Raw genomic sequence first — 14,011 nt, forward strand, 5'->3', positions numbered from 1 at the left:
CAGTTGCTAGAACAAGCTGCAACCCTGCGTGACAAATTGGCGCGGGTGCGCGACAGCGAGCTGTATTACAGCTTAGAAAATGAGGAGCAACGTCGCAGCGACTGGGAATCGAACATGACCGATGTACTTTCAGCCATGGGAAATCTGGCCCTTCGCCTCGGGAACCAAAGCGAAGCGTCACTGCAATCAGCCCAGACTTCACTGACGGACTACCGACAGGCGTTCGAGCAGTTTGCCGCAAGTCGTGAGCAGGCGGCCCGAGGAAGCCAGGAAATGAATGTGGAAAGCGAACGGCTCACTGCTCTTCTTGTACGTTCCGAGCAGGCTCAGGCTGAGAACATTGTGGCGGACAGTCATCATGCCTACAAACAGCTCGGTCTGATTACTTTGCTGGCATTGGGACTGGGTATTGGCGCCGGTCTCTTGATCCGTCAGCTAATTCTTCAACCGCTGCGACAGACCGTGGCTCTGGCCAAACGGGTGGCGGCTGGCGACCTCAGTGCTCCACCGGCCATTATGGCCCAGCGCGACGAACTGGGGCAGCTCCTCGCAACGGTTGGTGGCATGCTCGAGAGCCTACGGGGCCTAGTTGGTCGAATTGGTTCTGGCGTCACCCAGCTAAATGGCACTGCTGATGGTCTAGTGGCAGTGATGGAACGCTCCAGTCGCGGGGTGGAACGGCAGCGGCAGGAGACGGAGCAGACTGCTACGGCAATGCAACAGATGGCTGCGACTTCTCAAGAGGTCGCTCGCAACGTATGCGAAGCCAGTGCTGCGGTGTCTCAGGCTGACGGTCAAGCCCGCGAGGGCGATGAATTAGTCCGACTGGCTGGCGTTCGGGTTGATCGTCTGGCCGAGGAAATGACCGATTGTGCCGGAGCCATGCAGTCGCTATTACTGGAAAGCCGGGCGATCGGCAGTGTACTGGATGTGATCAACGCCGTGGCCAAGCAGACCAACCTGCTGGCGCTAAACGCGGCAATCGAGGCGGCGCGGGCGGGAGAGCACGGTCGTGGGTTTGCCGTCGTGGCTGACGAAGTGCGTGCTCTGGCCCTCCGTACCCAATCCTCCACGGTGGAAATAGAAGCATTGATTAAGCGCCTGCAACAGGGCGCCGAACGGACTGCTGAGCGTCTGCAGGGTAGTCATGCCTTAACTGACGAAACTGTGCAACTTGTCGGCCAAGCTTCAGAGGCGTTGGCTAGCATCACCCGAGCTGTTTCCAGGATTGAGCAGATGAATCAGCAGATATCCGCAGCGGCGCAACAGCAGAGTTCAGCTGCCGAGGCGGTCAGCGGAAGCATGGAGCGGGTGCGTTCGATTGCCGAAGAAACAGCGCACGAAAGCCATCTGTTGCACGACTCGACACGTGCGTTGCAGCAGGTTGGTAAAGAATTAACCACCTCAGTCGGCCATTTTCGGACTTGAGGCAATGTCCATACCCTATCGGCTCCAGACTGGTGCGCCATTGGCATATCCAGGTTGGCCGTAAGCGATCGTTTGCTTGAGCACTATGGCATCGGAGGCAAAGGGGAGGAGTGGGGAGGGGAGACGCAATTGAGGAGGTAAAGCAAACACCGGGCCGGAAGTACCGGCCCGGGTTAGTAGCTAGTGAATGACTTCAAAAAGCCCAGCAGCACCCATACCGCCGCCGATGCACATCGTGACAACCACATAACGAACGCCGCGCCGACGTCCTTCGATCAGTGCGTGCCCAACCTGTCGCGCCCCCGTCATGCCGAACGGATGCCCAAACGCAATAGCCCCACCATTCACGTTAAGTCGATCGTCCGGGATGCCCAATTTCTCTTTGCAATAGAGCACTTGAACGGCGAAGGCTTCGTTGAGCTCCCATAGTCCAACGTCTTCTACCTTTAATCCCGCCTTTTTTAGTAGCTTAGGCACTGCGAAGACTGGGCCAATTCCCATTTCGTCGGGTTCACATCCAGCAACCTGGAAACCCCTGAACACACCTAGAGGAGAGAGGCCTTTTTGGGCTGCCAAGCTAGCGTTCATAACGACACATGCTGAGGCACCGTCCGACAACTGACTGGCGTTGCCCGCACTTACAACACCGCCTGGAATCGCAGAACGGATTTTCGACAGGCCCTCGATTGTAGAATCACCCCTGACCCCTTCGTCTCGGTCGACCGTTACGTTTGCAGTGCTAATACTTCCATCTGCCCCTACGACCGCCATGGTTGTGGTGAGGGGTACGATTTCGTCATCGAATAGACCTTTAGACTGTGCCTGAGCTGCCAGAATTTGGCTCCTCAGCCCGTATAAATCCTGTCGTTCCCGAGATATGCCGTATCGCTTGGCAACGACTTCAGCGGTTTCGAGCATTCCCCAATACACCGCTGGATAGTTTTTCTGAACCCAGGCTTCTTTTTCGTTGAAGCTGTTGGCATGTGATTGCACAAGCGTAATGGACTCAACACCACCGGCTACAAATATATCGCCTTCCCCAGCTATGACCCTTTGCGCTGATAGAGCAATGGACTGCAGGCCTGTAGAGCAAAAGCGGTTAATGGTGAGGCCGCTAGTAGACACAGGGCAGCCTGCACGTAGTGCAACCACGCGGGCTAGGTTAACCCCACCAGCGCCTTCCAAAAAGGCGCTTCCAAATACGACATCGTCGACTTCAGCGGAGTCTATCCCCGCACGTTGTATAGCATGCGATACAACATGGCCACCGAGGGTCGCGGGATGAGTAAGATTAAATCCACCCTTGAAGGACTTGGCGAGACCCGTCCGAGCGGTGGAGACAATGACGGCTTCAGTCATGACAGCTCCGTTATTTGGAAGGCACTGAAAGTGCGTTTTTTTTCTGACAGGGAAAGAAGGAGGTTGGCTGGCCGCCAAAACTCTTGAGCGTTTTGATACATAGGAGCCCGCGCGAATCGCTGCATTGTGGCAACTACATCCTTTAACCCTCGTTGATCCGCAGCGAACATCGGGCCTCCACGCCACCTGGGGAAACCGTATCCAGCTAGATAGACCACATCGATATCGGACGCCCGCTGCGCAATTCCTTCCTCCAGAATCTTGGCGCCCTCGTTAACCAGGGCCAGTAGTAAGCGGTCAACAATTTCTTCATCGCTGATTTTTCGTCGCTGCAGACCTAGACGTTGCGACTCGGCTAGAACTGCATCAGTAACATCTTGGCTGATTTGTGGTGCTCTTTGGCCGGGTACGTAGTCATACCATCCTCGACCACATTTCTGGCCTGCGCGTCCCAACTCGACGATTGCATCGAATGTGCGGGAATAGACAAGATTGGGATCCTTCGCCAGACGATCCTGGCGAATTTTGGCGCCTAGATCATTCCCAGCCATGTCGCTCACCCGGAAAGGCCCCATTGCGAATCCCCATTTCTCTATTGCAGCATCCACCTCATGAGGCAGGGCGCCCTCATCGAGCAGAAGACCGGCTTGCATCAAATACGGTTGGAGCATCCGGTTACCAATGAAGCCCTCACACACACCTGAAATGACAGCTGTTTTTCCCAGTCTACGAGCAAGATTCATCGCAGTGGCTAGGCTTTGGGAGGAGGTCTTTTGACCTTTGACGATTTCAAGAAGCTTCATGACGTGTGCTGGGCTGAAGAAATGCAGGCCTAAAAAGTTTTCAGTTTCCGGGCAACTTTGAGCAATTTCATCAACGTCCAACATTGAGGTATTGGTAGCGAGCAGGGTGCCCGGCCGGGCGAATTTCCCAACCGAGTCGAAGACCTCGCGCTTCACATTCATATCTTCGAAAACAGCTTCAATAATCGCATCCGCAGATGCCACTACATCGAAGTCGGTCGAACCTCTGATCAGAGATTTCCTCTTTGCAATCTGATCGACTGAAAGTCGTCCTTTTTTCAGAGACGATTCATAGGTGCTAGCAATCGATGTCAATCCACGATCCAGCGCGGATTGGTCACGCTCTACCAGAGTCACCTGCAGTCCGGCGTTAGCCAGGCTCATGGCAATGCCGGAGCCCATTGTGCCAGCACCAACCACGACTACATCGTTGATCTGTTTCGCAGGCGCGTCGGGATCAATGTTCTCAATCTCTAAGCACTTCTTTTCAGCCAGAAATGCATGACGCAAGGCGTTGAACTCATGCGTACCTTGCAGACGCCAAAAGGTTGAAAACTCTTTCTCTAGCGCTTGCTGGAATGGGAGCGTAACCGAATACTCAAGGCAGTCCACGCAGGCCTGTGGGGCAGTCGCTCCCCGTGTTTGAACCTGGACAGTCGCACGAGCAAAGGCAAAGAAAGCTTGCGCATTGGGCAATGCAACAGAGAGTTCGCTAGTTCGTTTGAGAGGTCGCCCAGCACGAGCATCTTTTGATAGTTCATGCGCCAATGCGATAGCGGCTTCGATGGGTGAACCATCAGTCAGTTGGTCGAATAAATCGCTTTCGGCCAAACTTGACGCCTGAACAATTTTCCCTTGCGTAATGAGATTGAGCGCTAGCTCTGCTCCAACCAAACGGGGCAGACGCTGAGTCCCCCCTGCACCTGGTACCAAGCCAAGATGAACCTCGGGGAGACCTACCAGGGTTTTTGTGTGGGTCACGCGCGCATGGCAGGCGAGGGCCAATTCGAGACCGCCACCTAAAGCATTGCCATGCAGCGCCGCTACCACAGGCTTATGACTTCTCTCGATCTGATTGAAGACGGTCATCAATGTTGGAGCTTGAGCTAGGGCGGGTGTATCGAATTCGTTAATGTCCCCACCGCCGCTGAAGCCGCGACCTGCCCCCGTAATCACAATGGCTGCGACGTCTGGATTGGTCAGGGCGTGGCCAAACTCTTCAAACAGCTGAAGGCGAAGTAAAATCCCCAACGCGTTGACGGGTGGATGGTCTAGCGTAATTACTGCGACCCCGTCGTTTACATGATAATGAACCATGGTTACCTCAGGCGGTTGAGTTGCGTAGGATGGTTTTTAAATTAATTGTTGCGGGAACAATTAATTAACCTGCATGTAAGTGCCTCGAATTAATTTCGAAACTAGATGTTGTAGCAAGGTAGATGTCGCTGACTTGAGTGTATGAATTGAAGTTGAGTATGACTACTCCAAACAAGCTTTCCCCCTCTTTGTGGGTGGTGGTAACCCCCCCTTATCGCTGTCACTAATGATTAGTCGTGGACTTACACTGACACACGTCATTAGGCGCAGGAAAAATAACAATGAACCCTTACGCAGCACCCTTGGATGAGATTCGCTTTGTCTTGCATGAGCTTGCAGGCTTAGAGAGAGTGGCGGAGTTAGACGACGCTGAATCCATGGCCGACGCAGAACTGGTCGACGCCATTCTAAGTGAAGGCGCACGGTTTGCCCGTGAAGTCTTGGCTCCGATTGATAGCGTGGGTGACCGCGAAGGTGCGCAATGGAGTGAGGGGGGCGTCAAGACCGCCCCTGGTTTTTCTGAGGCGTACGCTAAATTCATAGAGTCTGGTTGGAACAATGTTTCGATTTCCGCAGAGTATGGCGGCCAAGGCCTGCCTAACCTGATCAGCGCTGCCCTTCAGGAAATGTTCGTTTCTGCGAACAAGGCATTCTGCTTCTGCCCAGAGTTGACGGCGTTCGGTGTGAAGGCGCTTGCGAGTGCTGCCAATGAGTCGTTGAAAAATGACTACATTCCGAAGCTTGTGAGCGGTGAATGGACGGCGACCATGAATCTCACCGAGCCACAGGCGGGTTCTGATGTCGGTGCTCTGCGAACTCGAGCTATACGTCAGCCTGACGGAGCATTCCGGGTCTTTGGGCAGAAGATTTTCATCAGCTATGGCGAGCACGATCTCACGGACAATATTATTCACCTGGTTCTAGCCAGAATTCCAGGCGCGCCAGAAGGCTCGAAAGGTGTCTCTCTATTCCTCGTGCCAAAATTGCTTCCGGTAAATGAGGAGGGGGATTCCCCGATTCGGAACGACGTCTATTGCAGTGGTATTGAGCATAAGCTTGGAAACCATGCCAGTCCGACCTGCACTTTGGTGTATGGAGGAAGCGGAGAAGGTGCTAAGGGTTGGCTCGTGGGCGAGGAAAATAAGGGCCTGCAGGCAATGTTCGTAATGGTCAACTCCGCTCGATACAACGTTGGATTGGAAGGGGTAGCGCTCAGCGAGCGCGCCTATCAACAATCGTTGATCTATGCCAAGGAGCGGGTTCAAGGTCGTGCAGTCAATGGCGGCAAGGAATCGGTTCCCATAATCCAGCATCCAGATGTGAGAAGGATGTTGTTGTCGATGCGAGCCCAAACTGAAGCGATGAGGGCCGTTGCGTATGTCCTGGCGGCTGAGCGAGACATCGCGTCCAGACACCCCGATTCATCTACTCGTCGGGCAAGTCAGTCCTTTGTCGACCTGATGATCCCCATTTTCAAAGGTTGGGCATCCGAGACTGGAATCGAGGTGACCTCGACTTCAATCCAGGTGCACGGTGGTTTGGGCTACATCGAAGAAAGCGGTGTTTCGCAACCTCTAAGGGATGTCAGGGTATCGGCTATCTACGAGGGTACGACGTCAATTCAGGCCCATGATCTTGTCGAGCGTAAATTGGTTCGTGATGGCGGGGCTGCGATGCGTGCCTGGCTGTCCTCAATTCATTTTACTTTGAGTCAACTCAACAGCCGGGACGACGAACGTCTGCGGGTTATCGAGCGAAATCTCCGTGTGGCGGTCGAGGCTCTGCAAGGGGCCTCGGAGTGGATGCTCGCTCGTTATCCAGACAGTCCCGCAAAGATGCTTGGCGGCTCAGTTTCTTTCTTACGTTTATGCGGTGTTATCGCTGGCGGATGGCAGATGGCGCGGGCGGCATTGATCGTATCCGAGAAGCCTGGTGATACCGAATTTGCTCGACGCAAAATCCATAGTGCGCAGTTTTACGCAGCCCACATTCTGCCTCAGGCCGCTGGTCTTGCTCAGGTTGCCAAGGAAGGCGGCGCAACTGTCATGGACTTGGGCGAGGCGGCTTTCTAATCCGTTCCCCCCAATCCAACCCTTAATTGGGGGGGAGTTTTGGGTGACTTAGATTTATCTTCAGGTTGCGGCCTTAAAGCGATAACCAACTTATCCGCGACCTGCGGTTCGACCAGCACCAAAAAATTGCAAATTTATAATAATAAGGAGTCTCTATGAGCACGCATCAGGCGGTTCCGTTGCCACTTGTTGGAATGACTGGTTTTGATGTTGGTCTGACTGAGGAAGAGCAAAGCATTCAACACGCCATGCATCGCTTTGCGCGGGAGGTGATGCGACCACTAGGTCAAGAAATCGACCGCCTTCCTGCTGAGCAGGCCTACCTTCCAGGTTCTCCTTTCTGGGACTACCACTTGGAGTTTCAAAAGCTCGGTTTTTCTCCTGATGCGATGACTGATTTGCCAGCAGATCAGGCGGCGAAGCTCGAAGGTTTGGTAGTGGAAGAGATGGCTTGGGGCGATGCTGGCTTGACGGTGTCCAGTGGCGCAGGTGCCATGCCGATAACTCTCGCAAAAGCGAGCGGGAGCCAAGAGCTGGTCGATCTTTGCGAGGGTAAGCTTGGCTGTTGGGTTGCCACCCAGCCAGATCGTGGGTCTGATGGTCTTACGCTTTACTCCGAAGAGCGGCACCCTGGGTCAAAAGGTAATAAAGGAAATCTTCAGGCCGTATTCAAGGGTGATGAAATCATCATCAATGGCCAATCATCTGCCTGGGTTTCCAACGGGGCGGTAGCCGAAGTCGCCTTGCTGGACATCGTCGCTGACTACGGTGATGGCTTCTTCGACGAAGACGGTAGTACCTACGGCTGCAATATCGTTGTGCCCCTCGACATCAAAGGTGTCTCACGCGGAAAGCCTCTTGAGAAACTAGGCAAACGCTCATTGCCTCAGGGTGAAATTTACTTCGACAACGTGCGAATTCCTCGTCGCTTTGCGGTTGCCACGCGCGACGATTATGAGCTCAAGCATGCGTACGCGTGGGCGCAAGCTGGCACTGCAATGAGTCATATTGCTACCGGCCTCTCTAGAGCAGCCTTTGAACTTGCGTTGGGATATATCCATGAGCGCAAACAAGGCGGTGCGTTGCTGGCGAAACACCAGCTCACCCAATTCCGATTGGGTGGCATGGGAACCAAGGTTGAAGCCATACGTGCCATGGCTAGGCATGTGGCTCATTACACTAAATGTTCCCCTCGTCCTCACCCTTATTTCACTGCCGCTGGCAAAGCTTTTTGCTGCAGCGAGCTGATGAATGTCGTCAACGAGGCACTGCAACTCTTTGGTGGAGCAGGGCTAACCAAAGAATATCCGATTGAAAAATTGTTCCGCGACGCGCGAGCAATGCAGATCGAAGACGGTGAGAACAATATTTTGCAGATGCACTACGGCTACCTGCTGAGTCAACTGCATCAGCAGGAAGGCTGGGGTCGTTTCTAATTCGTTTCCCTATAAAAACAAATTCGGAAAGAGGATTCACCTTTGAGATCTGATTATCCCGTTGTTATCTACGGCGCGAGCGGCTACACCGGTCGCCTAGTAGCCGAGCACCTACGTGAACTGGGCCTGCCGTTTATCGCGGCTGGTCGTAACCGAGAGCGTGTTGAAGAGGCCCTGCGTCTGGTGCCAGGTATTGAAAGTGCTCAATACCAAGTTGTTGAGGTAGAGCACTCTGTCGAAGCACTTGTGGAATTGTTTAAGGGACGTAAGGTCGTGTGTAACACCGTCGGCCCGTTCATGCGCTACAACCTTGAGGTGGCAGAGGCCTGTCTGCGCACAGGAACACACTACCTAGACACAACTGGCGAGCAGTCCGCAATCTTGCAACTTGACGAGCATTTCGGACGTGAATTCGAAAAGGCTGGCCTCGTCATGGTGCCGTCCACCGCCTATATGTACGGGTTAAGTGAGATCGGTGCGCGCTACTGTCTTGAAACCCCAGGCGTCGACTCGCTTCGGTTACATGGTATCGGTAACGCGGTGCCGACTGTTGCCTCGGCCCAAACCATTCTCGATGCAGTACGGCATCCTTGCTATTACCTGAAAGATCGCGAATTGGTTCGCTATCCAGGTATCGAAAACGGACAGATTTGCACGCCTTCGGGTGAAGTATTAACGACTTCCAACTGGGGCGGTTCATCCAACCCAATTTGGTTCCGTAAAGATGGCCGTGTACGTAACTGCAAGATGGACGTCGCCATTTGGAACCAGGAGCTTTACAAGAAAGAACTGGAGCTTGAGCGAGCGTATAAGGTTCAGCTGCAATGGTTGCCAGAGAACCAATTGCGGACGGTTCTCGACAAGATGGCAACAGGAATCACTCCTTCGACGCCTCCTCGTGAATCTCGCCAAGTCCATCGCTCGATCGATATTTGCCTGGCTACCGGCAACAACGTTGCGGTCAAAAGCACAATCTTCAGTACGGGTGGATATTTGACTACTGGCCTGCTTCAAGCCTATGCAGCGAGTCGCTTAGTCTCTGAAACCCCTCGGGTTGTGGGCGTGCGATCACCTAGCGAAGTGTTTGGTCATCGCGAACTGATGGGAACACTGCAGAGTTACGGTTATGCCTCCATTAAGGTTGAGCAAGTTTCCTAATTCGCATCGTCGTTCATACTTCGAAAGGATATAGTCGTGAGTTATACAACCTTTAGTCTCAAGCAAGAAGGCGCGGTACTACGCGTTGCACTGTCGAATCCGCCGGTCAACTTGATGAATTTGAAAATGACCGAGGAGTTGTTCCAACTCAGCGGCCAACTCTTCGTTGATACCAGTGTCAAAGTCGTCATCCTGGAAAGTGCCGATCCAGATTTCTTTATTGCCCATTTTGACTTGGACGATCTGGTGAAGTCCGCAGCAGATCCATCCAGGGCTAGCAAGTATCCCGATATTAATGCCCTGCAGGCACTGGCGCTCTCATGGCAAGGACTCCCACAGGTCACTATTGCCAAGGTTCAAGGTCGGTGCCGTGGTGCAGGGTTGGAGTTCGCCATGGGCTTATCCATGCGTTTTGCCAGCGAGGATTCAAAATTTTGTGCCCCAGAAGCCAGCAGCGGTTTCCTGGCCTGCGGTGGTGGCACCACAAGAATCGCTTTAGCTGCAGGCCCTGCACGCGCCTTGGAATTTCTCCTCAGCGGTAGGGATTATTCAGGTTTGGAAGCAGAGCGTTATGGCTTGGTTAACCGGGCACTTCCGCCGGCCGACCTTGATCAATACGTCGACGATTTGGCAGCTCAAATCTCCCAACGTTCCTTCGGCGTTATTGGCATGCATCGGGACGTCTTCAAGGAAGTATACGCCCCGATGATCGAACCGCTGTTTGCGGGGTTAGCCAAAGAAAACGATGGGCTGCGCTCCGCGATGGCAACTGAAGAATTCGCCCAAGGCGTTGAGGGCGTACGGTCGCTCGGGCAGAGCCGCGAATACGAACTGAATCTCCCCGAAACAATTTCAAACCTGTCTCAGGCTAACAAGTAACGTCTGCGCGAGCGATCTTATGGCTATTTTCGATTTTTTCGACCGAGGCTACAGCCTCGATGGTGATGCTACGGCGTTCATCATGGAAGGGCAGCGTTGGTCATTCAACGAATCCTATGGAATCACTTGCCAAGTTGCCAACGCACTCTTGGCCTTGGGATATCCTCTTGAAACCAAGGCAGCGGTTCTCTCAGCGAATCATCCAGTGTCGTGGATGTGCGTACTTGGATTATGGCGGGCTGGATTGGCTTGGGTTCCGGTTAATCCCCGCAGTAGCGTCGAAGAGCAGCAACAATTGCTCGACGGCTTCGATGTTGAAGTTCTGTTCTACCAACAGGGCTTCAGCGATATCGTCGTCCAGCTGAAAGAGCAGTGCCCGAATCTACGTCAGCTGATCTGCATAGACGGCAATTCATCGATTAGTGATTCGCTCTCTAGCTTACTCGCAAGCCAGCCACGTATCGCGCCTTCGTTGAAAGTCCCGCAGGACAGTTTGGCAGCCATCATGCCTACAGGGGGCACCACAGGCCTTCCGAAAGGAGTGATGCTTTCGCATCGCAACCTAGGCACTTCAGTTGCTAACGCCATCATTAATAACCATTACGAACCCGGCGAATCGATTGTTAACCTGGCCGCAGCTCCGATGACCCACTCAGCCGGGTTCCTGTCGTTGCCTGCGAGTGCGCGCGGCGGTTCAGTTGTTGTTTTGGCCAAGCCTGACCCTGAGGCTTTGCTCAAGGCAATTGAAGGGCAAAGCGTTACCGAGTTCTTTCTTCCTCCAACTGTCATTTACCGTCTCGTTGAGATGCCAGGTATTTCCGAAAGGGATTTCTCTTCTCTGAAATACTTCATGTATGGCGCAGCACCAATGTCTGTCGAGAAGCTTAAGCAGGCTATCGAGGTGTTTGGCCCGGTCATGCTTCAGGGGTATGGACAGTCTGAGGCTCCAGGTGGCATCGCCGCCATGCGTCCAGGTGACCACTTTGTGGCTGGCAGAGTCGCGTCCGATCGAAGGCTTTCTGCCTGTGGCAAGCCTTCCGTCCTCAACTCCCTTGCAATCAAGGATGAAGGGGGGCGAGCTCTCGCGAAAGGTGAAAGCGGCGAAATCTGCGTCCGTGGCGATATCGTGATGATGGGCTATTACAAGCAGCCTGAAAAAACAGCTGAGGTCATCGTCGATGGATGGCTGCACACTGGTGATATCGGTTATCTGGACAGTGATGGCTTCCTGCATATCACAGACCGCAAAAAAGACATGATTATCAGCGGTGGATTCAACGTTTACCCCAGTGAAGTTGAGCAAATTCTGTGGACGCATGCATCGGTTTTGGACTGCGCAGTAATTGGCATACCAGACGAGCACTGGGGAGAAGCCGTTAAAGCAGTTGTCGAGTTGAAAGACGGGACAGAGGTGTCATCCGAAGAACTGATTGCCCTTTGCAAACATAAACTGGGTTCGGTGAAGGCACCAAAGAGCGTTGACTTCGTGACTACGTTGCCTCGTAGCCCGGTAGGGAAGGTTCTGAAGAAAGAGCTGCGTGATGCCTACTGGCAAGGTGTTGATCGGCGTATCTGAAGGAGGGCGGGTGAGATGGTGAATAGTGGAGTTGTGAACCGTCAGTGGTTGCTTGCTCGTAGGCCTGAAGGCGCGGTCGAACATACGGATTTTCGTTATCACGAAACCTGTATTCCTTTGCTGCATGAAGGCGATGTCCTGGTGCGTACCCTCTACTTTGGCTACGACGCCAGCCAGCGGCTTTGGTTGACTGAGAATGGCGGTTACATGACTCCTATTCGCCTAGGAGAGCCGATGAGGACGGTTGGGATTGGTCAGGTAATAGATTCCCGTGATCCGCATTTTGCGATCGGGGAGCTTGTTGAAGGACTGATGGCCTGGGAAGACTATTCGATTGTCCGTTCGGATGCGCCAATACCTCTGCGCACCTTAAAGCGCGGCGACTATCCCGACACATGGAATCTAAGTGCACTAGGAGCCGCTGGTCTTGCTGCCTATTTTGGCCTGACTGATCAACTCAAAATAAGTGAGTCAGATGTGGTGGTTGTATCAGCCGCATCCGGGGCAACTGGCTCATTAGCCGGGGGTATTTCAAAAGCTCTCGGCGCAAAGAAAGTTGTTGGCTTAACCAGTGGGACAGATAAATGCCAATGGCTTGTCGGAAAAGCAGGTTTCGATGCAGCAATCGACTATCGGAACGAATCTCTTGCTGATGCATTAGAATTTCATTGTCCAGCAGGCGTAACTGCATATTTTGACAATGTTGGTGGCGAAACCCTTGACTCGCTGTTGCTGAAGATGGCGCCGCGAGGTCGTGTATTGATTTCCGGGGCTATCAGCACAGGATATGGAAATTTAAAAATCCGTGGCCCAGAGAACTTTATGGAAGTTTGCACCAAAATGCTGACCGTTCAGGGGCTTCATTTGATGCATTATCGGGAAAAAATGGTTGAAGGGGTCGAGGGATTGGCTCAGCTTTTAAAAGAGAAAGAAGTGCATGTAGAAGAAGATATTCACTTCGGCTTCGAGCGAGCACCAGAGCTGCTTACTACGCTTTATACCGGTAAACGTCCTGGTAAACTAATTCTCAAGGTTAGTGATCCATTATGACTTCGATCCGCATTCAAGCACCTGCTGTATTGATTACAGGCGTGTCATCGGGGATCGGCGAAGCGATGGCAGATTTTCTGCTCTCACGCGGATACCGGGTCTTTGGAAGCATTCGCAAGTTAGCTGATGCTCAGAGGTTGATCGACAGTTGGGCAGACTCATTTGTACCGGTGGAGATGGATGTCACTGATCATGCCTCAGTGGAAGCGGCTGTGGCATCTGTTCAGAAGGCTCTTGCTGGCAGCAATCTTACGGCCTTGATCAACAATGCCGGCGTAAGCGCAGCTGGGCCTTTGCTTGAGCAGCCATGGGAAGAAATTCAGAGCACTTTCGAGGTAAATGTCTTCGGCTTACTTAAAGTGACTCGTAGCTTTGCCGTGTTGCTTGGTCGAGGATCAGAGATGCCTGGACGCATCGTAAACATCAGCTCTGTTTCCGGCATGATCACGGTTCCGTTCCTAGCGACCTATGCCGCTTCCAAGCACGCCGTTGAAGCGCTGACGCAGGGGCTCAGGCGAGAACTGCTTTCCTCGGGGATCCACGTCGCCGCAATTGAACCTGGTTTTATTCGAACTCCGTTGTTCGAGAAGTCGAAAAAGGCACTCAATACAGAATCTTACACAGAGTCGGGATATTCAAATTCGTGGGCTGTTTTTAACGAAAACCTTCGCGGTATGGAGAAGCGAGCTAAGTCGCCTGATGTTGTATGTAAGGCAGTATTGCATGCTATTTCAGCGAAGCAACCGAAATCGCGTTACCCGCTGGATGGACTTTGGTGGGCCGGTAAGCTTCTGCCAGATCGTGTGTTTGACCAACTCATTTTAAGTTCGTTAGGGCTGTCTGAGTGGTTGAAGGGGCGTGATGTAAAACCTCTTTCAATAAACTAAGTAGTAACCAAAGTTTTATTCACGTTCTTGCGAATTGTCGCGGGGA

10 protein-coding genes and 1 pseudogene are annotated in these 14,011 nt (G+C 53.0%); 9 read left to right on the forward strand and 2 right to left on the reverse strand.

Annotated elements, in window-relative coordinates; translation table 11 throughout:
* Nucleotides 1-273: 273 nt before the first annotated feature.
* A pseudogene (locus tag ACA062_RS09665) lies at nt 274-570 on the forward strand (HAMP domain-containing protein); the annotation flags it as partial.
* 81 nt (nt 571-651) lie between these two features.
* Nucleotides 652-1,428, forward strand: a complete 777-nt coding sequence (locus ACA062_RS09670; protein WP_497457391.1) for a methyl-accepting chemotaxis protein — start codon at nt 652-654, stop codon at nt 1,426-1,428.
* Between the two features lie 180 nt (nt 1,429-1,608).
* Here the strand turns inward: ACA062_RS09670 and ACA062_RS09675 are convergent, their stop codons facing one another.
* Entirely contained in the window at nt 1,609-2,787 is a 1,179-nt protein-coding gene (locus ACA062_RS09675) for an acetyl-CoA C-acyltransferase (RefSeq protein WP_497456167.1), read from the reverse strand.
* Complete coding sequence (locus tag ACA062_RS09680) at nt 2,784-4,907, reverse strand: FAD-dependent oxidoreductase (RefSeq protein ID WP_497456168.1); 2,124 nt, start codon at nt 4,905-4,907, stop codon at nt 2,784-2,786. Before ACA062_RS09680 ends, ACA062_RS09675 begins: the two co-directional genes overlap by 4 nt.
* A 281-nt stretch (nt 4,908-5,188) precedes the next feature.
* Between ACA062_RS09680 and ACA062_RS09685 the strand changes: the two genes are divergently transcribed.
* From ACA062_RS09685 to ACA062_RS09715, 7 genes are all read left to right on the forward strand, one after another.
* Nucleotides 5,189-6,979: an acyl-CoA dehydrogenase gene (locus ACA062_RS09685; protein WP_497456169.1), complete on the forward strand. Its 1,791-nt coding sequence runs from the start codon at nt 5,189-5,191 to the stop codon at nt 6,977-6,979.
* A 155-nt stretch (nt 6,980-7,134) separates the two neighbouring features.
* The gene (locus ACA062_RS09690; RefSeq protein WP_497456170.1) at nt 7,135-8,415 is read left to right on the forward strand and encodes an acyl-CoA dehydrogenase family protein; all 1,281 of its coding nucleotides are present in this window, start codon (nt 7,135-7,137) and stop codon (nt 8,413-8,415) included.
* Between the two features lie 42 nt (nt 8,416-8,457).
* Nucleotides 8,458-9,573, forward strand: coding sequence for a saccharopine dehydrogenase family protein (locus ACA062_RS09695; RefSeq protein ID WP_497456171.1), 1,116 nt, complete (start codon nt 8,458-8,460; stop codon nt 9,571-9,573).
* 36 nt (nt 9,574-9,609) lie between these two features.
* Entirely contained in the window at nt 9,610-10,452 is an 843-nt protein-coding gene (locus tag ACA062_RS09700; protein ID WP_497456172.1) for an enoyl-CoA hydratase/isomerase family protein, read from the forward strand.
* A 19-nt stretch (nt 10,453-10,471) separates the two neighbouring features.
* Nucleotides 10,472-12,028 carry an AMP-binding protein gene (locus tag ACA062_RS09705; RefSeq protein ID WP_497456173.1) on the forward strand — a complete coding sequence of 519 codons (1,557 nt, stop codon included), beginning with the start codon at nt 10,472-10,474 and terminating at the stop codon, nt 12,026-12,028.
* Between the two features lie 15 nt (nt 12,029-12,043).
* Nucleotides 12,044-13,078 carry an MDR family NADP-dependent oxidoreductase gene (locus ACA062_RS09710; protein ID WP_497456174.1) on the forward strand — a complete coding sequence of 345 codons (1,035 nt, stop codon included), beginning with the start codon at nt 12,044-12,046 and terminating at the stop codon, nt 13,076-13,078.
* Nucleotides 13,075-13,965, forward strand: a complete 891-nt coding sequence (locus ACA062_RS09715) for an SDR family oxidoreductase (RefSeq protein WP_497456175.1) — start codon at nt 13,075-13,077, stop codon at nt 13,963-13,965. The genes ACA062_RS09710 and ACA062_RS09715 overlap by 4 nt, the downstream gene beginning before the upstream one ends.
* Nucleotides 13,966-14,011: the final 46 nt, after the last annotated feature.

This window comes from Pseudomonas sp. LBUM1679, assembly GCF_059695565.1.

Bases quoted from the DNA above. Each gene is read 5' to 3' on its own strand.
- ACA062_RS09670 (WP_497457391.1), top strand. From the start codon at position 652: ATGGAACGCTCCAGTCGCGGGGTGGAACGGCAGCGGCAGGAGACGGAG.
- ACA062_RS09675 (WP_497456167.1), bottom strand. From the start codon at position 2,787: ATGACTGAAGCCGTCATTGTCTCCACCGCTCGGACGGGTCTCGCCAAG.
- ACA062_RS09680 (WP_497456168.1), bottom strand. From the start codon at position 4,907: ATGGTTCATTATCATGTAAACGACGGGGTCGCAGTAATTACGCTAGAC.
- ACA062_RS09685 (WP_497456169.1), top strand. From the start codon at position 5,189: ATGAACCCTTACGCAGCACCCTTGGATGAGATTCGCTTTGTCTTGCAT.
- ACA062_RS09690 (WP_497456170.1), top strand. From the start codon at position 7,135: ATGAGCACGCATCAGGCGGTTCCGTTGCCACTTGTTGGAATGACTGGT.
- ACA062_RS09705 (WP_497456173.1), top strand. From the start codon at position 10,472: ATGGCTATTTTCGATTTTTTCGACCGAGGCTACAGCCTCGATGGTGAT.
- ACA062_RS09710 (WP_497456174.1), top strand. From the start codon at position 12,044: ATGGTGAATAGTGGAGTTGTGAACCGTCAGTGGTTGCTTGCTCGTAGG.
- ACA062_RS09715 (WP_497456175.1), top strand. From the start codon at position 13,075: ATGACTTCGATCCGCATTCAAGCACCTGCTGTATTGATTACAGGCGTG.